Genomic DNA, 21,220 nt, shown 5'->3' with positions numbered 1-21,220 from the left:
AGACGGATGGATGAGGGAAGCTGCGCCGGTCTACTCGGTCGCGATAGTGGGGTTCATATGGTTACCATTTCCCTTCAAACAATCGCCTGAGGGGTTAACGGAAGATGAACTCTTGGTAGTGGTCAAGGCCGCGACAACCAGCGGGAGGGGCGAATAGCCGCGCTCGACCGGGATGCGCGGTATTTCGACACCAGAAATGCTGGCTTTCAGCGATTCTGTCGCAGGCAGACGCTCGGCATCGGCTGCGTCCAGATCGACCACGAGGCCGACGATCGCATGCTCCACGAAGTCGCAGCGGCGAATTCCCAAGCCCCGGATCTCGATCAGGCCAGCCAAGACCGGAGCGGGGCGGACTTCAATTTCATGGCCGACTGTCGCCAGATGGACACGGTCATCTCCGACCAGAACGGCCCTTTCGATCAGGCCTGACCGGCCCGCCATGATCAAATCGAAGGCAAGGCGCGACTTGCCGGAACCGGAGGGACCGCGGATCAGCACGGCAAAAGTCCCGACCTTGACGGCGGAGGCGTGCACGCTGGGGCCGCCGTCGCTCATAGCGCCGGCAGCCTCACCACGAAGCGCGCGCCGGCGACGGTCGGCGCGCCTTCGGCATCCAGCGGGCCTGCGCGGTTCTCGGCCCAGATCCGCCCGCCATGGGCATCGACGATCTGCTTGGAAATCGACAACCCGAGGCCGGAGTTCTGGCCAAAGCCCTGGTGCGGACGATCGGTATAGAAGCGCTCGAAGATGCGCTCCAGCGCGTCGTCGCGGATGCCGGGCCCGTCGTCGTCGATCACGATCTCGATCTCTCCGCGCACGCGGCGGCAGGTGAGGCGCACCTTGCTGCCGGCTTCCGAGAAGGATTGCGCGTTGGACAACAGGTTGGAGACCACTTGTCCGAGCCGCGAATCGTGGCCGGTCACGGAGAACGTGTCGGTCGGGCCGCGGCCCTCGAAGCGGGTCTCGACCGCGACGTCGTGGCCGAGCTTGGTCTCGTTGGCGACCGACACCAGTGTCGTCAGCAGGCGACGCACGTCAACCGGGATCGCATCCTGACGCTGCAATTCGGCATCGAGGCGGCTGGCGTCGGAGATATCCGAGATCAGACGGTCGAGCCGCTTGACGTCGTGCTCGATCACCTCGAGCAGGCGTGCGCGGCTGGTCTCGTTGCGCGCCAGCGGCAGCGTCTCGACCGCCGAGCGCAGCGAGGTCAGCGGGTTCTTCAGCTCATGGGCGACATCGGCGGCGAACATCTCGATCGCCTCGATGCGGCTGTAGAGCGCGCTGGTCATGTCCCGCAGCGCGCCCGAGAGGTGGCCGATCTCGTCGCGGCGGCGGGTGAAATCGGGAATCTCGATGCGGGCTTTGATACGGCGGCGGACGCGCTCGGCGCTGTCGGCGAGCCGGCGCACCGGACCTGCGATCGTGCTGGCAAGCAGCAGCGACAGCATGATCATGACCGCTGCGGCAACGCCGCCGACCTTCAGAATGGCGAGGCGCTCGGCAGTGACCATCTGGTCGATGTCGTCGCCCTGGGTCGACAGCATCAAAGCGCCGTGGATTGCGCGCGAGCGCAGCACGGGGACCGCGACCGAGACGATCACCTCGCCGCGTGCGTTGACCCGCACCATCGAGCGCTTCTGGCCTTGGAGCGCATCGCCCACCTCCGCGTAGCCATTGCCATTCTCGGGCCCGAGCTCACGGTAGAGCGGCAGGTCGCCGCGGTTCAGCCAGGTTCGCACCGCGACCATGCCGCGCTCGACGATGCCGGGCTTCTCGGCCGGTGGCGGCAGGTTGTAGCGCAGCACGTTTTCGAGGTTGCGGCTGTCGACCAGCAGGCTGCCGTTCGGATCGTAAATGCGCGCGCGCGTCTTGGTCGGCGAGATCAGCGTGCGCAGCACCGGCGCCACGCGCTCCGGATTGATCGGGAAATCCAGCGGCGAATATTCGTCCGAGCCGCCATAGGTCTCGCCCGGCTTGAGATCGAGCAACCGGTCGGGGTCGATGGTGATGGCGTTGGTCTGCACGGTCGCAGAGGCCGCGATCGCGCCGGCGATGATCTCGGCCTGGACCAGCAGGCTCTGCGCGCGCGCGTCGATCAGGCCGGCCCGGAATTGCGACAGATACAGGATGCTGGCGACCAGCGCGACCAGGCCGGCGAGGTTGAGCGAGACGATGCGGCGCGTCAGGCTCGAGAAGGACAGCGCGAAGAAGAACTGACCGGCGCGCTTCAGCCAGTTCAGCGGCCGCCAGCCCTGCGGCTTGTCTTCGCCAACGTGCTCCGGAACGCCGTCGGATGCGATATCCTCGGCGCTCTGGTTTGGATCAGGCTGCGTTCGGTCAAGCAATGCTTACGCCCGCGTTAGGACAGCTCGTTGAGAAGGTCCCCGCATCCTAGAGCCATCCCGGTTCCGATGGAATCAGAACCAGCGATGCTCTCCTCTTTCGTGAAACTGCGCGAGTCTCAGGCTTCCTTGAAGCGGTAGCCGACGCCGTAGAGCGTTTCGATCATCTCGAACTCGTTGTCGACCACCTTGAATTTCTTGCGCAGCCGCTTGATGTGGCTGTCGATGGTGCGGTCGTCGACATAGACCTGGTCGTCATAGGCGGCATCCATCAGCGCGTTGCGGCTCTTCACCACGCCGGGCCGGGTCGCCAATGCCTGGAGGATCAGGAATTCGGTGACGGTCAGCGTCACCGGCTCGTTTTTCCAGGTGCAGGTATGCCGTTCCGGATCCATGCGCAAAAGGCCGCGATCGAGCGCCTTGGCGTCGTTCTCCTTGGGCGCGACGGTCGGGTCCTTCGGCGCCGAGCGGCGCAGGACCGCCTTGACGCGCTCGACCAAAAGGCGCTGCGAGAACGGTTTGCGGATGAAGTCGTCGGCGCCCATCTTGAGGCCGAACAGCTCGTCGATCTCCTCGTCCTTGGACGTCAGGAAGATCACCGGCAGGTCGGACTTCTGCCTGAGACGGCGCAACGTCTCCATGCCGTCCATGCGCGGCATCTTGATATCGAGGATGGCGAGATCGGGCTGGGTGGTGCGGAAACCGTCAAGTGCGGAAGCGCCGTCGGTGTAGGTCATGATGCGGTAGCCTTCGGCTTCCAGCGCGATCGAGACGGATGTGAGAATGTTGCGGTCGTCGTCGACCAAAGCGATTGTGGGCATGAGCCTCTGCTTTCTGCTTTCCGTTTTGGGTCGTGGCTTGAAACGGCGAGCAATCAGTGATGCGCCGCATACATGGGTGCCGAAGTCGGCATTCGAACCTTGTCACCGAGCAATGCAAGCTGGGCTGAAGTGTGACCAAGTTCCACGAAACGCGGCAGATTCGCCGCATCTCGACCCATAACCTGGCCCCCGTTTACCCGAGAAAAGGCCTCTATTGCAACCACCCGACCCGAGAAAGCCGATGCAACCGACCCCGGATTTCGATCCCGCAAAACTCGCCAAATCGCTGCTGCGACGGTCGCGGCAGGGGGCGCTGGCGACCCTGATGGCCGGCAGCGGCGATCCCTATTGTTCCCTGGTCAATCTGGCGAGCCACCCCGATGGCTCACCGATCCTGCTGATCTCGCGCCTCGCCGTGCACACCAGGAACATCCTGGCGGACAGCAGGGTCTCGCTGATGTTGGACGAGCGCGCGGCCGGCGATCCCCTAGAGGGGGCCCGGATTATGCTGTCCGGCCGGGCCGAGCAGGCTGACGCCGACAAGGACTTGCTTCTGCGGCGGTATCTCAATGCCCATCCGTCGGCGGAAGGCTTTGTTTCGTTTAAGGATTTCTCCTTCTTTCGGATCCCGCCCACGGGAGCCCATCTGGTCGCCGGCTTCGGCCGGATCGTCGACCTCAAGCCGGAGCAGTTCCTCACGGACCTCACCGGCGCCGAGGATCTGCTGGCGGCGGAACAGGGCGCCGTCGAGCACATGAATGCCGACCATCGCGACGCCATGAACCTCTATGCCACGAGGCTGCTCGGCGCGGCCGAGGGCGGCTGGCGCTGCACCGGCTGCGATCCGGAGGGCCTCGACATGCAAATGGATCAGACCGCGCTGCGGCTGGAGTTCCCGGAGCGGGTGACGGATGGCACGGCACTGCGCAAGATGCTGGTCCGCCTCGCCGGTGACGCGCGCAAGAAGCTGGACCAAGGCGCAACACGTTGATCGTCGCGGCTCATCGCTGCGATCCAAGACCGTAATCGGTCCGACGGTGCAGCGAGAGTGGTGATGGCAAGATGAAATCGGCCGGCGCTGATCGCAGGGCTCGCGCTCGCGGCGAGCGCATTGCTCGCCACGCCAGAAAGGAAGTCTTGCCGCGGCGGGCGCGTGATCAACCCGCTCATGGGGGCCTGCAAGTATTCGGAAGCGCGCTTCCGCTCGCGCAGGCGATGGTTGCGACCCTGGAGAAAAGCGATATCGGCCGCGAACTCGCCGCGGCGCTCAAGATGCTGTTGTCCGCGGTCACGCGCGGCTGGCAAAGGCGCTGTGGCAATTGCCGAATACCGCCGAGTTGAACGCGGTGGCGAGCGATGTCGGCAAGGGATGCCGACATCCATCTCGGTTGCGACGCCGGCGAAACGACGCTCAAGCGTGCAGCGCTTGCTCAATATGGCATCATCAACTTTGCCACCCACGGCCTCTTCGCGGCGACATCAAAGGACTCGGTGAGCCCTCGCTTGCACTCTCGATCCCGATCAGCCATCGGAGCTCGACGGCCTTCTCACTGCGAGCGAAGTCACCCAGCTCAAGCTCAATGCGGACCGGATTGTGCTGTCGACCTGCAACACATCGCGGGCGACAAGCCGAGGCCGTGGCCCGGTCGGGATTGGCGCGCTCGTTCTTCTATGCCGGTGCCTGCGCGCTTCTTGTGTCGCATTGAGCGGTGGATTCGGAAGCTGCCACGCGTTTGACCACGTCGACGTTCGAGCTGCCCAAGACGAACTGAAGATCGGTCGCGGCAAAGCCTTGCGCGTGCGATGCTGACTTATCTCGCCGCCGCCTCGTCTCGTCACCGCAATGCCTATCCCGCGATGTGGGAGCGGTTCGCACGCATCTGCAAAGCCGAGTTACGATGGGAAGCCAACTCGAGCATTGTGCGTCGCAATAACCGGAAGTAACGCGCAAACGCGCGTTTGGTTGCGCGATCATTCGGACTTTTTGATGCGCTTGCTCAGAGCTGACATGCGCGACGTTTGGCGCGGTCTTTGAATAAACCAAATCCTACGGGATCAGCTTGGCAACGCCAGCGTTCATCAGTATTAGGTCGTTCCAGCCGAGGCCAAACGGGCCTATTATTCACGGTGACCGCGATGGTGCCAAAGCTTGGTCGCGCTGAGTGTCGCGGGTTCTAGGAGGACTTTTTCGTGCAAGAGACGGGCGTGCGCAACGGTGCCTTCGGCGCCGACAAATTCGGTTTAAAGAATCTCAAGCAGGTTCACTGGAACCTCGGTGCGCCGCAACTCTATCAGTACTCGCTCTCCGCGGGCGAGGCGGTGCTGTCAGCGGACGGTGCACTCTGCGCCGATACTGGCGAGTTCACCGGCCGCAGCCCGAAGGACAAGTTCACGGTGCGTGACGCCACCACCGACAAGAAGATGTGGTGGGCCGGCAACCAGTCGATCACCGCAGAGCAGTTCGAGACGCTCTACCAGGATTTCCTCAAGCACGCCGAAGGCAAGAGGCTGTTCGCGCAGGATCTCTATGGCGGCGCCGATCCGGCCTACCGGATCAAGACGCGCGTCTTCACTGAGCTCGCCTGGCACTCGCTGTTCATCCGCACACTTCTGATCCGCCCCGAGGCGATCGAGCTGTCGACCTTCGTGCCTGAGCTCACCATCATCGACATGCCGAGCTTCCGCGCCGATCCTAAACGTCACGGCTGCCGCTCGGAGAACGTCGTCGCAATCGATTTCGCCCGCAAGATTGTCCTGATCGGCGGGTCTTATTATGCCGGCGAGATGAAGAAGTCGGTCTTCACCACGCTGAACTACTATCTGCCCGAGCGCGGCGTGATGCCGATGCACTGCTCGGCCAATGTCGGCGCCAAGGGCGATACCGCGATCTTCTTCGGCCTGTCCGGCACTGGCAAGACGACGCTGTCGGCCGATCCCAACCGCACCCTGATCGGCGACGACGAGCACGGCTGGGGCCCGAACGGGGTGTTCAATTTCGAAGGCGGCTGCTATGCCAAGTGCATCAAGCTGTCGAAGGAAGCCGAGCCCGAGATCTACGCGGCGTCGACGCGCTTCGGCGCAGTGCTCGAGAACTGCGTGCTCGACGAGGACACCCGCATCGTCGATTTCGACGACGGCTCCAAGACCGAGAACACGCGTTCTGCATACCCGCTCGACTTCATCCCGAACGCCTCGCACACCGGCCGCGCGCCGCAGCCGAAGAATGTGGTGATGCTCGCCGCCGACGCGTTCGGCGTGCTGCCGCCGATCGCCAAGCTTTCGCCGGCGCAGGCGATGTACCACTTCCTGTCCGGCTACACTGCAAAGGTCGCCGGCACCGAGCGCGGTCTCGGCAACGAGCCGCAGCCGGAATTCTCGACCTGCTTCGGCTCGCCCTTTCTGCCGCTCGATCCATCCGTCTACGGCAACATGCTGCGCGAGCTGATTGCCCAGCACAATGTCGATTGCTGGCTGGTCAACACCGGCTGGACCGGCGGCAAATATGGCGTCGGCTCGCGCATGCCGATCAAGGTGACGCGCGCGCTGCTGACCGCCGCACTCGACGGATCGCTTCGCAACGTCGAATTCCGCACCGACAAATATTTCGGCTTTGCGGTCCCGACCGCGCTGCCGGGCGTGCCGGCCGAGATCCTCAATCCGGTCAACACCTGGAAGGACAAGGACGAGTTCGACAAGACCGCCCGCGCGCTGGTCGGCATGTTCCAGAAGAACTTCGCCAAGTTCGAAGCTCAGGTCGACGCCGAAGTGCGCGCAGCCGCGCCCGACCTGAAGCTCGCGGCGGAGTAGGGCTCGCGCCTTGTAATGCAAAGGGCGGCCGCGAGGCCGCCCTTTTTGTTTACGCGATATCTCTCCAGCGTCATTGGCAGCGCAGCGAAGCAATCCAGACTGTCTCCGCGGAGAGATTCCTGGATTGCTTCGCTGCGCTCGCAATGACGAGTTTGCGGAAGCAGCTACGCTTTGAAATACGCGATCTGCGTCGTGGTCGCGAGCAGCCGCCCGTTCGGCGACCACAGCTCGCCGTTCTGGTCGCCATAGCTCTTGTGGAAAATCTTGGCGTCAGCGGTGGCAAGCACACGCGTGATGTCTTCGGCGGCTAGCTCTTCGGCATCGGTGTGGAAATAGGTCGTCAGCGATACCGTACCGAACGGCACCAGCTCGCGCCGTGCGTGGAAGATGCGGCCGAAGAAGGCGTCCGACATCGACATCAGCGACAGCATATCGAGCTTGCGCGGCGTGCGGTCGCTGATCCAGATTTTCGAATAGGTGCTGGCGGGCTCGGTCTGTGGCGGGCCGATCCGCATCTCGCCCTCTACGAAGCGGAATTCATACTGGTTGGCCCAGGAGGCCGAGATCTTCGGAAACGGCAGCGTCTGTTCGAACGGCTTTGCGTCCGGCACCTTCGCCACCCTATGCTCCCAGGACGGTCGCCGCTCGGCGAACACGGCGGTGGCGAGCGTTGCCACCCCGCCGCCGCCTTGGCTGAGCTCGACGCTCCAATGCTGGCTGGAGCGATTGGCCTTCACCAGCCGCAGGTCGAGATCGAACGGACCCTTGGCGATCGGCGCGCAGTAATTGACGGTGAGCGCGAGCGGATCGCCGGCGCGGTCCGGATGGTCGATCAGCGCGCGCAAAATCGTCGCGGCAGTGACGCCGCCGAACGGACCGACAAAGGCCCAATAATCGTCGCTGGTGTGCCCCTGCCAACTGGAGTCGCCGGCGCTGACGCGGGTGGCGTCATCGAAGGGGTGCGGGAGCTTGGCGTGCATTGCTGGTCCTCGGTGTCTCACCAACGTCATTGCGAGCGCAGCGAAGCAATCCAGACTATCTCTGCGGAGGGATTCTGGATTGCTTCGCTGCGCTCGCAATGACGGCGCTTGAGGTAGCGGCCTCGATATCGACGCCTTGGAGATGATGACGACCATATCATCATCCGCGGCGCCCGATGCAATAACCTCGCAGGTAACGCCGATTTCACCCCGCGGAAAATCAGCCTGCGACATCGCGCAGATTTGGCAGCAGCGGCGTGGTCGGATTGACCGGCACGTTCCAGATCTCCTCGGCATATTCGCGGATGGTACGGTCCGACGAGAACCACGCCATGCGCGCGACGTTGAGGATCGAGGCGCGCGTCCAGGCCGGTGCCACCTGCCAGCGCGCATCGACCGCGCGCTGCGCCTCATAATAGGAATCGAAATCGGCACTGACCATGTAATGGTCGAGATAGCGCAACGCGTGCGCGATGGATTCGAAACGGCCGGGATCGCCGGGCGAGAACTCGCCGGTCGCGATCGCATTGATGGCGCGCTGGAGCTTCGGCGAGTTGCGGATGACGTCGGACGCATCCAGGCCCTGCTTGCGGCGGATCATCACGTCGCCGGCCTCCAAGCCGAAGATTGCGATGTTCTCAGCTCCGACATGGTCGCGGATCTCGATATTGGCGCCGTCGAGCGTGCCGATGGTGATAGCGCCGTTCAGCGCCAGCTTCATGTTACCGGTGCCGGAGGCCTCCATGCCGGCGGTCGAGATCTGCTCGGACAGATCGGCCGCGGGAATGATCACTTCCGCGAGGCTGACATTGTAGTCGGGCAGGAAGGCGACCTTGAGCTTGCCGCTGATGGCGGGATCGTTATTGACGGCCTCTGCGACGTCGTTGATCAGCTTGATGATCAGCTTGGCATAGCGGTAGCTCGCCGCCGCCTTGCCGGCAAAGATCTTCACCCGCGGCACCCAATTGCCGTTGGGATCGTCCTTGATCGACTGGTACAGCGCGACCGTCTCGATGACATTGAGGAGCTGGCGCTTGTATTCGTGGATGCGCTTGATCTGCACGTCGAACAGCGCGCCGGGATCGACCTTGATGCCGAGCCGCTCGCCGATCAGCCGCGCCAGCGCCGCCTTGTTGGCGTGCTTGACGGCGCGGAATTTCTTCTGGAATTCGACGTCGCTGGCGCGAGCTTCGATCAGGCTGAGCTGGGTGGGATCGTCGAGCACTGCTTCGCCGCAGGTCTCGCGCAACAAATCGGTCAGCTTCGGGTTCGCCAGCATCAGCCAGCGGCGGAAGGTGATGCCGTTGGTCTTGTTGGTGATGCGGCCGGGATAGAGATGGTTGAGATCGTGGAACACGGTCTCGCGCATCAGGTCGGAATGCATCGCCGAGACGCCGTTGATGCGGTGCGAGCCGACGAAGGCGAGCTGGCCCATGCGCACGCGGCGGCCGCTCTTCTCGTCGATCAGCGAGACCGAAGCGCGGAAGTCGATGTCGCCGGGGCAGCGTGCTTCCGCGAGCGCCAGATGCTGCACGTTGATGCGGTAGATGATCTCCAGATGCCGCGGCAAGAGTCGCTCGAACAGCTCGACCGGCCAGGTCTCCAGCGCCTCGGGCAGCAGTGTATGATTGGTGTAGGAGAGCGTGGCAACGGTGATCTTCCAGGCCTCGTCCCAGCGGAAATTATGCAGGTCGACGAGGATCCGCATCAGCTCGGTGACCGCAAGGCTCGGATGCGTGTCGTTGAGCTGGACCGCGACCTTGCTGGCGAGGCTGCGGAGCTGGCCGTCGGAGGCGAGGTGCCGTTTCACCAGATCCTGGAGCGAGGCGGAGACGAAGAAATATTCCTGGCGCAGCCGCAGCTCGCGGCCCGCCGGGCTCTCATCGTTCGGATAGAGGAATTTGCAGATCGCCTCCGCGCGCGCCTGCTCGGCGCTGGCGCTGACATAGTCGCCCTTGTTGAAGGCATCGAGCCTGAGAGGATCGGGCGAGCGTGCCGACCACAGGCGGAGCGCGTTGACGTGCTGGCCGCGCCAGCCGACGATCGGCGTATCGTAGGCGATCGCCTGCACGGTCTCGCCCGGATGCCAGATGGCGCGGTCGCGGCCCTTATCGTCGACATGCTCGACGGCGCCGCCGAAATTGATGTCGTAGATCACCTCCGGCCGCTGCAATTCCCAGGGATTGCCGAAGCTCAGCCATTCGTCCGGATATTCCTGCTGCCAGCCTTGATTGATGATCTGGCGAAACAGGCCGTAATCGTAGCGGATGCCGTAGCCGATCGCAGGGATCGACAGCGTCGCCATGCTCTCCATGAAGCAAGCGGCGAGCCGACCGAGGCCGCCATTGCCGAGCGCCGCATCCGGTTCGCATTTGCGCAGCTCGGGCAAGGAGACACCAAGGTCGCCGAGCGCGACCTCGAAGATCTTCAGGAGCCCCATATTGTTGAGCGCGTCGGTGAAGAGGCGGCCGATCAGGAATTCGAGCGAGAGATAATAAACGCGCTTGCGCCCGGCGTCGTAGCTCAGCTTCTCCGCGCTCAGCCAGCGATGCACGATGCGGTCGCGCAGCGCGAGCGCTGCGGCCTGATACCAATCGTGCCGGGTCGCCATGCCTGCGTCCTTGCCGATGGCAAGGCGCAGCTTGGCCAGGATCGCGCCCTTGATCTCAGCCAGCGCGAGCTCGTCGATGGGCTGGCCGGGAGCGGGAAAATTCGGCTGGAACGATTGATCTTGCAAGGCCTTCACTTCCTGGTCGACTGAACACTCACCCTACGCGTCCTGCTTCCGTGCCGGAACCGTCACTGGTGCGGCCGTGCACTGCGCTGGCGTAAATTTATGCAAGGAACGGGCCGGCTTGGGAACCCGGACGAGCACGGAGAAAGACGGATCTGCTGTTAGAATGCAGGCCAATTCAGCCATCACTGTGGAGGAGACCGTTGAGACCTCTGATGAGACTGCTGATCGAAATCGCCACTGCGACCCTGCTCGTCGTCTGCATCACCGCCGCCTCCGCCGCCGGCAGAACGGGCCGCAGCGCCGATGGCCTCAGTTGCGCCGTCTCGCTTCCGCAAAACGCAACGCCAGCAGCACGCTGCGCCGCCATCAAGCGCCAATGCGGCGGCAAGTTTTATGCGAGCGCGTGCGGAGACAAGTTGATGTCGGCGGCGAGGTGAGGCGAGTGATCGTACCGCAGAATCCGCGTTCGTTTGGCGAACGCTTTCACGCGGTTGTTTCTCGACGAAGGCCGGGAGGACTTTGTGGACGCATCAGAACAAATTAAGAACACTTTAGCAAGTCTTTGATATCATCGTGATTCGGCATCGTGCCGACACAATATCTAGCGTCCGTCAGACTTTGCGAGGACTACATGTCCACCATTGCCTTCGATCAATTTGCCCTCACCCGGATCGCCGATTTCGCGCGCTCGCTGTCGCTTCTGCATCGGGCGGCGCGGCGCCAGAGGATCGATGACGACCAGTTCGACCGCGAGTTCAATGCGGTGTGCCAGTCGATCTGGGGCTACACCATCGACGATATCAGCGACGAGCTGTTTTCGACCGACGACCATCTGTTCCTCGACACGCTGGACGAAGCGCATGCGCGCATCTTCGCGGCCGAGCAGGGTTATGACCTCGTCGACGATCAGGGCATGCTGACCGATTGGTGGGGCTTTTGCTGGATGATCCTGGCCGAGAAGCGCGGCCTCCTCACGCCGGAAAACCGCGCCGCTGCGCGCACCGCGATCGAGGAGAAATATCTGGCGGCGCCGAATGTGATCGGGGTGATCATCGGGAGGTGACGGCTCAGTTGCCGTCATTCCACTAATCCAACCCCGCCCGCTTCGCCGGTTTTTGCGTCTTCGGCACCGTGACGTCAGGCAGCGCCTCGCGCACGATCTCTGCAGCCGGGGCATCCGCCGCGACGGTCTCGGCCCGCACCGGTGCCACCTTCATCTCGCCGAGCCGCGCGCGGACCTGTGCGGTGAGGCCGGGATAGGAGGCAACCGGGGTGAAGTCCGCAGCCTGATCGTTGCCGACACGGATGCCGGTATAGGCAACGAGGCCGTCGGCCGTGGCAATCACGTCCCCGGCTTTCAGCGATGAATCCAGCGCGAGATCGACCGGGGCGAGGCCGACCGGCTCGCGGCCGTTGCAGGTGCAGTCGGCGCGCAGCGCCTTGCGATAGGCGAACGCGTTCTCACTTTCGGTGTAGCGCTCGCCGGTCTGCGACGCGGCACCCTCGATCGAGGAGCCGAAATAAACCTTCGTCGCACTGGCAGGACAGAACGCCTGACACATCTGGGCAGGCGAGGCGAGTCCGCGCATCAGCGGGAAATATTTACCATCGCAGCTGCGCACGCAGAAGGCCGGGCCGGAGCCGCCGGCCGCCGCCGAACGGGTTGGCGGCACGTATTGCGGAGTTGCGGCATTCTGCTGGCCGGTGAAGGGATCGGCGTAGGAGCCCGCCTGCTGCGGCACCTCGCGCTGCGGGCGCTGTTGCCGCATGCCGCCGAAGAAGAAATCGAACAGCCCTTCGGCCGCAACCGGGGACGGCGCCGCGAGCAGCGGAGCGCCAAGGCTGGCGGCTACAAGCATCGCGCGACGCCGCCGGCGCGCATGGGACGAGATTGTACGCAACGCGCTGCTCCACCCGACGCTACTGAATCAGCCGAGACCAGCGAGGTCTTGGCACATGATTCACCATAAAGCGGGATGGTAAATGAGCAGTTGAGCGGAGGCGGTTTCAAGTCGAGGCCCTGACCTCTTTGAGGCCGGGCACAGCTTCCGACAAATCGTTGCTTCCGGGCCACGCCCGGACATGACGGCCAGGGCTGTTTCGCGGCCTCAAGCCTTCAAGAACTCGGATGCCTTGTACAGCGAGCGGAACGGCAGGCCGGCTGCACCGAACGTGTCGGTGGCGCCTTCCTCGCGGTCGACCATGGTCAGCACCAGCACCACATTGGCGCCGGTCTCGCGCACGGATTCCACCGCCTTCATCGCCGAGCCGCCGGTGGTGGTGACGTCCTCGACGATCACGACGCGCTTGCCGGCCAGGGTCTCGCCCTTGGGCAGGCCCTCGATCGCGAGCTTGGCGCCGTGCTCCTTCGGTTTCTTGCGCACGAAGAATGCCGCGATCGGATGGCCTTTGATCCAGGAGATCTGCGCCAGCGCCCCGGCGAGCGGCACCGCGCCCATCTCGAGCCCCCCGATGAAATCGAGCTGGTCGTCCTTCAGCGCCTCGTAGGTGAGCTCGGCGAGCAGCGTCGCGCCCTCGGGGTCGAGCATGGTCGGCTTCAAGTTGAAGTAGAAATCGCTCTTGCGGCCCGACGCGAGCGTCACCTCGCCGCGGCCGAAGGAACGCCGGCGGATGATTTCGAACAGGCGGGCGCGGGAGGCTGATTTCGACACGGCGGTCCCTCGGAAGCATTTTTGGAGGAGGCGGAATTTATCCGCGACCGCCGCCACATTCCAGAGGGGGCGTCCCCCGTCAACAGAGATCGGCTATCCCGGTCCGCCGGTTGTGGGGGTGCAACCTTCTGGAGTAGGTGAGGGCCGAACCTGTCAGCGGCAAGGAAGCAAGGCATGACCATCGAACTGCACACCTGGAACACGCCGAACGGCCGCAAGATCTCGGTCGCGCTGGAGGAGATGGGGCTGCCTTACAAGGTGATCCCGGTGAACATCACCAAGGGCGAGCAGATGGCCACGGAGTTCCTGAAGCTCTCCCCCAATAACAAGATCCCCGCGATCGTCGACCCCGAGGGTCCCGACGGCAAGCCCGTCAGCATCTTCGAATCCGGCGCCATCCTGCTCTATCTCGGCGAAAAGACCGGCAAATTCCTGCCGAAATCGCTTGGCGGGCGCATCCCCGTCTATGAATGGCTGATGTGGCAGATGGGCGGTTTCGGCCCGATGCCCGGACAGGTGCACCATTTCATCGCGCTCGAAAACGAGCAGGACCGCGCCTATGGCCTCAAGCGCTTCATGGCGGAGACGCGCCGGCTCTATGGCGTGCTCGACCGCCGGCTGGTGGGCCGCGACTTCGTCGCCGGCGACCTCTCGGTTGCCGATTTTGCCATCCTGGGCTGGGCCTGGCGCCATCCTCGCCACAAGGTGGACCTCGCCGACTTCCCCAACGTCAAGCGCTGGTACGACGCGCTGATGGCACGGCCCGCCGTGAAGCGCGGGATGGAGGCGAAGCTGGATTGATCTTTCTCTTACCCTCCCCTCGAAGGGGAGGTCGATCGCGCGTAGCGCGAGCGGGGTGGGTGAAGGTCCCTCCGCATCGAACCGTCCTCGTGGGGAGAGATCACCCACCCCGTCTCACATTTCGCTGCGCTCAATGTGAGCCGACCCTCCCCCTCCAGGAGAGGGTCAGAAATCTCACACCTTCTTCGCCTCGACCGCCATCCGCACAGCGAGCCCGGCCAGCACCGTGCCCATCAGCCAGCGCTGCACCAGCATCCAGCTCGGCCGAGTTGCGAGGAACAGCGCAATCGATCCGGCCGCGAGCGCGATCATCGCATTCACGCTCACGCTGATTGCGATCTGGATCGCCCCTAACACCACCGACTGCGCCAGCACGCTGCCGGCGGTGGGATCGATGAACTGCGGCAGCAGCGCCAGATACAGCATCGCGATCTTCGGGTTGAGCAGGTTGGTGACGAAGCCCATCGCGAACAATTTGCGCGGGCTGTCGATCGCGAGCTTCCTGACCTGGAACGGCGAGCGTCCGCCCGGCTTCACCGCCTGCCAGGCGAGCCACAGCAGATAGCCGGCGCCGGCGAAGCGCAGCGCGTCATAGGCGAAGGGAATCGCGAGCAGCAGCGCCGTGATGCCGAAAGCCGCGCACAGCATGTAGAACACGAAACCCAGCGCCACGCCGCCGAGTGAGATAATGCCCGCCGTCGGCCCTTGCGTGATCGAGCGCGAGATCAGGTAGATCATGTTCGGCCCGGGCGTGAGCACGAGACCAAGGCAAACGAGGGCAAAGCCGAGCAGGGCGGGTGTGTGGGGCATGGGGCGACCGGTGCGAAGGACGGCACGGTTCTAATATGCGCGCCGACGCGAGGCCATTGCGCAATTGCTCGGAGGACAATCGAGGCGGGGCGCGCTCTCTTTGCTCCCTCTTCCAGCAAGGGGCAGGACTGTCACAGACTCTGCGTTTGCCGCCATCCTTCGAGACGCCCGCCTTTGGCGGGCCCTCAGGATGAGGAGCAACTGTGCGACAGCAGTTTCAACGCGTACCGACGCTGCTTAGCCTCATCCCGAGGAGACCGCGCGGCGGTCGTCTCAAAGGACGAGGCGTGCGCTCAGCCGCCTCCAAAGTGATATGCGATCGCTCTGCCGCCAACAAGGAGAGGTTGGGAAGAGCTCAATGCGCCTCGTCCCAGTTCGTCGCTGCCCGCGCATCGACATGCAGCGGCACTGATAGCAGCACCGCCGGGAAGGGCGCGTCCTGCATCACGTGCTGCACCACCGGCAGCGTCGCCTCGACCTCGTCGTCCGGCACCTCGAAGATCAGTTCGTCGTGCACCTGGAGCAGCATCTGCGCCGAGAGCTTCTTCTCTGCCAGCGCGTCCTCCACCCGCGTCATGGCGCGGCGAATGATGTCAGCAGCGGTGCCCTGGAGCCGCGCGTTGATCGCGGCGCGCTCGTTGAAGGCGCGCACCGAGGCATTGGAGGCCTTGATATCCGGATAGTGGCATTTGCGGCCGAACAGCGTGGTGACGTAGCCGTGGCTGCGGCAGAAGTCGCGCGTCTCGTCCATATAGGCGCGGATGCCGGGGAAGCGCTCGAAGTATTTCTTAATGTAGGCGGCCGCTTCCTCGCGCGCGATGCCGAGCTGGTTGGCGAGGCCGAACGCGGAGATGCCGTAGATGATGCCGAAATTGATCGCTTTGGCTCGGCGGCGGATTTCGCTTGGCATGCCCTTGATCGGCACGCCGAACATTTCCGACGCCGTCATGGCGTGAATGTCGAGCTCGTCGCGGAACGCCTGCTTCAGCACGGGAATGTCGGCGATCTCGGCCAGCAGCCGCAGCTCGATCTGCGAATAGTCGGCGGAGACCAGCTTGTGTCCGGGCGTCGCGACGAAGGCCCGGCGGATCTTGCGGCCGTCCTCGGTGCGCACCGGGATGTTCTGCAAGTTCGGCTCGTTCGAAGACAACCGGCCGGTCGTAGTCGCGGCCAGCGCGTAGGTGGTGTGGACGCGGTGGGTCTGCGGATTGACGTAGGTCGGCAGCGCATCGGTGTAGGTCGATTTCAGTTTCGAGACCTGGCGCCACTCCAGGATCTTCTTCGGGAAGTCGTGGCCCTGCTCGGCGAGCTCGTCGAGCACCTGGGCGGTTGTCGACCACGCGCCGGTCTTTGTCTTGGAGCCCCCGGGCAGTCCCATCTTGCCGAACAGGATGTCCCCGATCTGCTTGGGGCTGCCGACATTGACCGGCTCGCCCGCAATCTCCTGGATCTCGGCCTCGACCCGCGCCGCGGTCTGGGCGAATTCGCCCGACAACCGCGACAGCACCTGGCGGTCGATCGAGATGCCGCGCCGCTCCATGCGCGCGAGCACGGACACCAGCGGCCGTTCCAGCGTCTCGTAGACGGTGGTCATGTGCTCGGCGACGAGACGCGGCTTCAGCACGCGCCAGACTCGCAGGGCGATATCGGCGGCTTCCGCCGAGAGCGGCGCGGCCTTGTCGATCGTCACCTGGTCGAAAGTGATCTTGCCCTTGCCGCTGCCGAGCAGCTCGCTCTCCTTCAGCATGGCATGGCCGAACCAACGCTCGGCGAGCTGCTCGATCGCATGCGAGCCACGGCCGGCGTCGAGCACGTAGGAGATGAGCTGCGCATCGTCGATGTTGCGCAGGGTGATTCCGTGCTGCGCCAGCATCACGGCGGTGAATTTGACGTCGAAGCCGACCTTGAGGATGCCTGATGATTCCAGCACCGGCCGCAGCGCTTCGATGGCATCAATGTGCTTGATCTGGTCGGGTGCCAGACCCGCGTCGAACAGGCCGGCACCACCGCCGGATTGCTTGTGCGCCAGTGGCACATAACAGGCCTCGTTCGGCGCCACCGCCAGCGCGATGCCGCAGAGATCGGCCTGCATGGGATCGATGGAGTTGGCTCTCGTCTCGATCGCGACGTGGCCGGCGTCATGGATGCGGGCGATAAAGGCGTTGAGCTCCTGGAGCGTCTTGATCGCCTGATACTTGCTGCGGTCGACCGGAAGCTTGCGCAGCGCCTCTTCGCGCGCGGCGGCCAGCGAGATCGGGGCACCCTTCTGGCTTGCGGCCTTGTCCTCCTTGCTCGCCGATTTATTGCGTTGGCCGGGAGCCGCTTGTGCCGGCGTGCCGGTGCCCGGCGCGGGCACGACGTCCGAGGGCGGCAACGGCGAGAACACGCTGGCGCCGCTCGTATAGCCGGGATCGGCATCGACATTGGCGGGATCGATCTGAGAATATTCGGCGACGCGCCGCGTCAGCGTCGTGAATTCCATCGCCTTCAGGAAGGCGATCAGCTTGCGTGCATCCGGCTCGTGGACGGCGAGGTCGTCGAGTGGCACATCGAGGTCCACCTTGTCGTCGAGCAGCACGAGCTGCCGCGAGATGCGCGCCTTCTCCGCATTCTCGAGCAGCGCCTCGCGCCGCTTGGGCTGCTTGATCTCGCCGGCGCGGAACAACAATTGGTCGAGGTCGCCATATTCGGTGATCAGTTGCGCCGCGGTCTTGATGCCGATGCCGGGCACGCCGGGCACGTTATCGGTCGAATCGCCCGCGAGCGCCTGCACCTCGACCACCTTGTTCGGCGGCACACCAAACTTCTCGATCACCTCTGATATGCCGATGCGGCGATCCTTCATGGTGTCGTACATCGTGACGCAATCGGTGACGAGCTGCATCAGGTCCTTGTCGGAGGACACGATGGTCGCGCTCGCGCCGCGCTCGCAGGCCTGCCGCACATAGGTCGCGATCAGATCGTCGGCCTCGAACCCCACCTGTTCCAGGCAGGGCAGGTCGAAGGCGCGCACGGCCTCGCGGATCAGTGAGAATTGCGGGATCAGATCATCAGGTGCCGGGGGCCGGTGCGCCTTGTAGTCGGGATAGATCTTGTTGCGGAAAGTGATTTCAGACTTGTCGAAGATGATCGCCAGATGCGTCGGCCGGTTGTCCTCGGGCATCTCGCGCAACAGCTTCCACAGCATGTTGCAGAAGCCGAGCACGGCATTGACCTGGAGGCCGTCGGACTTGCGGTTCAGCGGCGGCAGCGCGTGATAGGCGCGGAAGATGTAGGAGGAACCGTCGACCAGGAAGACATGGTCACCCTTGCCGGCCGCCTTCGCCGCGACCGGCTTGGCAGCAGCTTTGGCAGCAGCGGATTTGCTCTCGGCGGCCGCCTTTGGCGCGGCCTTGGTGTCAGCTATGACGGTGGTCTTCGGGGATGTCTTGGGCATGGCCGCAATGTATGAGCTTTTGCGGGCTTTGACAGCCTTGGGAGGCGGATTTTTGGCTCGCTATCCCCACGGTCTCACAGGACCCATCCAGTAATCGGGAGGCCGCCGGCGCCCCATCCTTGAGGAGGATGGCGACACAATCATGCAATCCAGTGCGCCGCGGCTTTTCCGTATCCGACTGATGCCTGTGGAATACTGGATGCCCCGCCCCCGCGTGGCATGACCGCTATTCCGCCGCCTGCAACACCGCCCCGGCTTTTTTCTTCGGCGCGAGCCAGAACGCATCGGGCCGCTCGAACAGGAAGTGCGCATGGAGCCGCAGCGCAAACTGCCAGATCGCGAGTGCCCCGAGCACGCCGAGAACCGTGACGATCAGCGACACCGTGCCGATGTCGCCAATGACGCCCGTGCGCAGCAGCAGCGTCCGCGTCGCCGCCATCGGCAGGAAGAAGGCGAGATAGATCACGATCGAATGCTCGCCGCAGAAGCGGAGAAAGTTCAGCCACTGCGCGCGCGCGAGCAGCGTGCCGATCGTGATGATGGCGCAAGCGCCGGCGAAGCCGAGCACGAGCGAGACGATCTTCCATTCGCTGGCCCCATGCCCGACGAGGCCGGCATTGACCAAGGCCCAGCTCGCGAGCGCTGCAAGCGCAAGGATGGGATGGCTGCGGGCGCGATCCGACAGCGCGAACACGTGAGGCGCGAACAGATAGCCCGAATAGAAATAGACAAAGCGCGCGCAGAACTCGTCGATGACGGTCCAGCCGGTCGTGATGCGTGCCGTCTCCAGTGCCGCGGCGGCGAGCCAGATCGCGAGCGGCGGGATTTTGCGTGTCAGTTTCGTGACGACGAAGAAGATCGGCAGGAGATAGATGAACCAGAGCGTGCCGAACGGCTCGATGAAGGATTCGAGGTACAAGAGGCCAACCTCGCGCCAGCTCGTTTCCGCCGCGAAGGCCGGCGCCTTGAAGCCGAACTGGATTGTCACCCAGACGACATAGAAATAGGCGAAATGCACCACCTTGCGGTCGAGATAGGTTCGCCAGTCCCGATCGATCACCAGGGCCAGGAACAGGCCCGAAATCAGGAAGAAATCCGGCATCCGGAACGGCTTTGCGAAGGCGACGGCGACATGCATGAAGCCTGTCTGGCCAGCGGCGAGCTCAACCCCGAGCACCGAATGCATCATCACCACCATGACGATGCAGATGCCCTTGGCGTAGTCGACCCAGTCGACACGCGCGGCAGAAGGGGGCTTGGAACGGCCGCCTGCAGCGATTGTGCCTGATCGTGCCATGGTGTCCCTTTTTGAGGCGTGTTCCGCCGCTCTCCGTCTGTCAGCGGGGCAGTGTGGCGCCTTGCGGTTTCAGACTTCTTTACCGGTTCAATTCCCGTGCCGCTTTTTTGCATGCGGACTCTTCCCTCGCCTCGGGAAAATGCTAAACCGCCCCGCGTCGGGGTTTCATTAACCAATCTAAGACAGGGATTTTCATGCGCATCGCGATGATCGGCACGGGCTATGTGGGATTGGTGTCCGGGGCCTGCTTTGCGGATTTCGGTCACGACGTCACCTGCGTCGACAAGGACGAGAAGAAGATCGCGGCGCTTCATCGCGGCGAAATCCCAATTTACGAGCCCGGGCTGGACGAGCTGGTGGCGAACAATGTGAAAGCCAAGCGGTTGGACTTCACCACCGATCTGTCCAAACCGGTCGCGGAGGCCGATGCCGTGTTCATCGCGGTCGGCACGCCCTCGCGTCGTGGTGATGGGCACGCTGACCTTTCCTACGTCTACGCCGCCGCTCGTGAGATCGCGCAGTCGCTCACCGGCTTCACCGTCGTGGTGACGAAGTCGACCGTTCCGGTCGGCACCGGCGATGAAGTCGAGCGCATCATCCGCGAGGCCAATCCGTCAGCCGACGTCGTGGTCGCCTCCAACCCCGAATTCCTGCGCGAAGGCGCGGCGATCCGCGACTTCAAATTCCCCGACCGCGTCGTAGTCGGTACCTCCGACGAGCGTGGCCGCAAGCTGATGGGCGACATCTACCGCCCGCTATCGCTGAACCAGGCGCCGTTGATGTTCACTGCGCGCCGCACCGCCGAGATGATCAAATACGCCGCCAACGCGTTCCTGGCGACCAAGATCACGTTCATCAACGAGATCGCCGATCTGTCGGAAAGGGCCGGCGCCAACGTCCAGGAGGTCGCGCGCGGCATTGGCCTGGACAACCGCATCGGCACCAAATTCCTGCATGCTGGCCCCGGCTTCGGCGGCTCGTGCTTTCCGAAGGACACCAAGGCGCTGATCAAGATCGCGCAGGACTATGACGTGTCCCTGCGCATCGTCGAATCCGTGCTCGCGGTCAACGAGAACCGCAAACGCGCGATGGCGCGCAAAGTGAGCCAGGCGCTCGGCGGCTCGCTGCGCGGCAAGACCATCGCGGTGCTCGGCCTCACCTTCAAGCCTGATACCGACGACATGCGCGATGCGCCCTCGATCCCGCTGGTCACCGGCCTGATCGACATGGGCGCGAGCGTCAAGGCGTTCGATCCCGTCGGCATGGAGCAGGCCAAGAGTGAGCTGCCCAACATCACCTATTGCGAGGATGCCTATTCCTGCGCGCAAGGCGCCGATGCGCTCGTCATCGTCACCGAATGGGTGCAGTTCCGCGCGCTCGATCTCGACCGGCTGAAGGCGACCATGGCAAAGCCCGTGGTCGTCGATCTCCGCAACATCTACCGCCCCGAGGACATGGAAGCCGCCGGCTTCGTGTACGAGAGCATCGGCCGCCCGTCGGTTCAGGGCTGACGA

The 21,220-nt window shown here is 63.9% G+C and carries 17 protein-coding genes; 7 read left to right on the top strand and 10 right to left on the bottom strand.

Features of this window, described 5'->3' with window-relative positions; translation table 11 throughout:
- Positions 1–30: 30 nt before the first annotated feature.
- The 3 genes from IVA96_RS09670 to IVA96_RS09660 all read right to left on the bottom strand — a co-directional run bounded on the left by IVA96_RS09670 (position 31) and on the right by IVA96_RS09660 (position 3,166).
- On the bottom strand, positions 31–555 hold the full coding sequence (locus tag IVA96_RS09670; protein WP_247276397.1) for an HPr kinase/phosphatase C-terminal domain-containing protein: 525 nt from the start codon (positions 553–555) through the stop codon (positions 31–33).
- Positions 552–2,348, bottom strand: a complete 1,797-nt coding sequence (locus tag IVA96_RS09665; protein ID WP_247276398.1) for a sensor histidine kinase — start codon at positions 2,346–2,348, stop codon at positions 552–554. Before IVA96_RS09665 ends, IVA96_RS09670 begins: the two co-directional genes overlap by 4 nt.
- Positions 2,349–2,464: 116 nt before the next feature.
- Complete coding sequence (locus tag IVA96_RS09660) at positions 2,465–3,166, bottom strand: response regulator transcription factor (protein ID WP_008542552.1); 702 nt, start codon at positions 3,164–3,166, stop codon at positions 2,465–2,467.
- A gap of 241 nt (positions 3,167–3,407) precedes the next feature.
- Between IVA96_RS09660 and IVA96_RS09655 the strand changes: the two genes are divergently transcribed.
- The 3 genes from IVA96_RS09655 (at position 3,408) to IVA96_RS09640 (ending at position 6,973) form a co-directional block, all read left to right on the top strand.
- Complete coding sequence (locus IVA96_RS09655) at positions 3,408–4,157, top strand: DUF2470 domain-containing protein (RefSeq protein ID WP_247276399.1); 750 nt, start codon at positions 3,408–3,410, stop codon at positions 4,155–4,157.
- Positions 4,158–4,228: 71 nt separating this feature from the next.
- Positions 4,229–4,507 (top strand): hypothetical protein, encoded by a 279-nt coding sequence (locus IVA96_RS09650; RefSeq protein WP_247417067.1) that lies wholly within the window; start codon positions 4,229–4,231, stop codon positions 4,505–4,507.
- 849 nt (positions 4,508–5,356) lie between these two features.
- Positions 5,357–6,973, top strand: coding sequence for a phosphoenolpyruvate carboxykinase (locus IVA96_RS09640; RefSeq protein WP_247276400.1), 1,617 nt, complete (start codon positions 5,357–5,359; stop codon positions 6,971–6,973).
- A 164-nt stretch (positions 6,974–7,137) separates the two neighbouring features.
- Here IVA96_RS09640 and IVA96_RS09635 read toward each other — a convergent pair whose 3' ends face one another.
- Together IVA96_RS09635 and IVA96_RS09630 are read right to left on the bottom strand one after the other, a co-directional pair.
- Positions 7,138–7,953, bottom strand: a complete 816-nt coding sequence (locus IVA96_RS09635; protein WP_247276401.1) for a thioesterase family protein — start codon at positions 7,951–7,953, stop codon at positions 7,138–7,140.
- Between the two features lie 220 nt (positions 7,954–8,173).
- On the bottom strand, positions 8,174–10,690 hold the full coding sequence (locus tag IVA96_RS09630; RefSeq protein WP_247276402.1) for a glycogen/starch/alpha-glucan phosphorylase: 2,517 nt from the start codon (positions 10,688–10,690) through the stop codon (positions 8,174–8,176).
- A gap of 212 nt (positions 10,691–10,902) precedes the next feature.
- Here IVA96_RS09630 and IVA96_RS09625 point away from each other — a divergent pair, with 212 nt between their 5' ends.
- Both IVA96_RS09625 and IVA96_RS09620 read left to right on the top strand, forming a co-directional pair.
- Entirely contained in the window at positions 10,903–11,127 is a 225-nt protein-coding gene (locus tag IVA96_RS09625; RefSeq protein WP_247276403.1) for a hypothetical protein, read from the top strand.
- A 194-nt stretch (positions 11,128–11,321) separates the two neighbouring features.
- Positions 11,322–11,753: a hypothetical protein gene (locus IVA96_RS09620; RefSeq protein WP_247276404.1), complete on the top strand. Its 432-nt coding sequence runs from the start codon at positions 11,322–11,324 to the stop codon at positions 11,751–11,753.
- Positions 11,754–11,775: 22 nt separating this feature from the next.
- Here IVA96_RS09620 and IVA96_RS09615 read toward each other — a convergent pair whose 3' ends face one another.
- Positions 11,776–12,549 (bottom strand): DUF2865 domain-containing protein, encoded by a 774-nt coding sequence (locus IVA96_RS09615; RefSeq protein ID WP_247276405.1) that lies wholly within the window; start codon positions 12,547–12,549, stop codon positions 11,776–11,778.
- A 249-nt stretch (positions 12,550–12,798) separates the two neighbouring features.
- Positions 12,799–13,362, bottom strand: a complete 564-nt coding sequence (gene pyrE, locus IVA96_RS09610) for an orotate phosphoribosyltransferase (protein WP_027575142.1) — start codon at positions 13,360–13,362, stop codon at positions 12,799–12,801.
- A gap of 174 nt (positions 13,363–13,536) precedes the next feature.
- On the opposite strand from pyrE, the gene IVA96_RS09605 reads away from it, so the two are divergent.
- Entirely contained in the window at positions 13,537–14,163 is a 627-nt protein-coding gene (locus IVA96_RS09605; RefSeq protein ID WP_247276406.1) for a glutathione S-transferase family protein, read from the top strand.
- A 174-nt stretch (positions 14,164–14,337) separates the two neighbouring features.
- Here IVA96_RS09605 and IVA96_RS09600 read toward each other — a convergent pair whose 3' ends face one another.
- From IVA96_RS09600 to IVA96_RS09590, 3 genes are all read right to left on the bottom strand, one after another.
- The gene (locus IVA96_RS09600) at positions 14,338–14,973 is read right to left on the bottom strand and encodes a LysE family translocator (RefSeq protein ID WP_247276407.1); all 636 of its coding nucleotides are present in this window, start codon (positions 14,971–14,973) and stop codon (positions 14,338–14,340) included.
- Positions 14,974–15,328: 355 nt separating this feature from the next.
- Positions 15,329–18,409, bottom strand: a complete 3,081-nt coding sequence (gene polA, locus IVA96_RS09595; protein ID WP_247276408.1) for a DNA polymerase I — start codon at positions 18,407–18,409, stop codon at positions 15,329–15,331.
- 226 nt (positions 18,410–18,635) lie between these two features.
- Entirely contained in the window at positions 18,636–19,706 is a 1,071-nt protein-coding gene (locus tag IVA96_RS09590) for an acyltransferase family protein (RefSeq protein WP_247276409.1), read from the bottom strand.
- 194 nt (positions 19,707–19,900) lie between these two features.
- On the opposite strand from IVA96_RS09590, the gene IVA96_RS09585 reads away from it, so the two are divergent.
- Positions 19,901–21,217 (top strand): UDP-glucose/GDP-mannose dehydrogenase family protein, encoded by a 1,317-nt coding sequence (locus IVA96_RS09585; protein WP_247276410.1) that lies wholly within the window; start codon positions 19,901–19,903, stop codon positions 21,215–21,217.
- Positions 21,218–21,220 lie beyond the last annotated feature (3 nt).

Origin of the sequence: Bradyrhizobium sp. 159 (assembly GCF_023073795.1) — a bacterium.
In the GTDB taxonomy this organism is placed as follows: Bacteria; Pseudomonadota; Alphaproteobacteria; order Rhizobiales; family Xanthobacteraceae; genus Bradyrhizobium.
The sequence above is the reverse complement of the archived record's forward strand: the minus strand, read 5'-3'. Positions and strand labels throughout refer to the sequence as shown.

What these genes read in the sequence shown, in the direction of transcription:
- IVA96_RS09670 (WP_247276397.1), bottom strand. Translation starts at nt 555, where the DNA reads ATGAGCGACGGCGGCCCCAGCGTGCACGCCTCCGCCGTCAAGGTCGGG.
- IVA96_RS09620 (WP_247276404.1), top strand. Translation starts at nt 11,322, where the DNA reads ATGTCCACCATTGCCTTCGATCAATTTGCCCTCACCCGGATCGCCGAT.
- IVA96_RS09585 (WP_247276410.1), top strand. Translation starts at nt 19,901, where the DNA reads ATGCGCATCGCGATGATCGGCACGGGCTATGTGGGATTGGTGTCCGGG.
- IVA96_RS09650 (WP_247417067.1), top strand. Translation starts at nt 4,229, where the DNA reads ATGAAATCGGCCGGCGCTGATCGCAGGGCTCGCGCTCGCGGCGAGCGC.
- IVA96_RS09655 (WP_247276399.1), top strand. Translation starts at nt 3,408, where the DNA reads ATGCAACCGACCCCGGATTTCGATCCCGCAAAACTCGCCAAATCGCTG.
- IVA96_RS09635 (WP_247276401.1), bottom strand. Translation starts at nt 7,953, where the DNA reads ATGCACGCCAAGCTCCCGCACCCCTTCGATGACGCCACCCGCGTCAGC.
- polA (WP_247276408.1), bottom strand. Translation starts at nt 18,409, where the DNA reads ATGCCCAAGACATCCCCGAAGACCACCGTCATAGCTGACACCAAGGCC.
- IVA96_RS09590 (WP_247276409.1), bottom strand. Translation starts at nt 19,706, where the DNA reads ATGGCACGATCAGGCACAATCGCTGCAGGCGGCCGTTCCAAGCCCCCT.
- IVA96_RS09660 (WP_008542552.1), bottom strand. Translation starts at nt 3,166, where the DNA reads ATGCCCACAATCGCTTTGGTCGACGACGACCGCAACATTCTCACATCC.
- IVA96_RS09615 (WP_247276405.1), bottom strand. Translation starts at nt 12,549, where the DNA reads ATGCTTGTAGCCGCCAGCCTTGGCGCTCCGCTGCTCGCGGCGCCGTCC.
- IVA96_RS09600 (WP_247276407.1), bottom strand. Translation starts at nt 14,973, where the DNA reads ATGCCCCACACACCCGCCCTGCTCGGCTTTGCCCTCGTTTGCCTTGGT.
- IVA96_RS09605 (WP_247276406.1), top strand. Translation starts at nt 13,537, where the DNA reads ATGACCATCGAACTGCACACCTGGAACACGCCGAACGGCCGCAAGATC.
- IVA96_RS09625 (WP_247276403.1), top strand. Translation starts at nt 10,903, where the DNA reads ATGAGACTGCTGATCGAAATCGCCACTGCGACCCTGCTCGTCGTCTGC.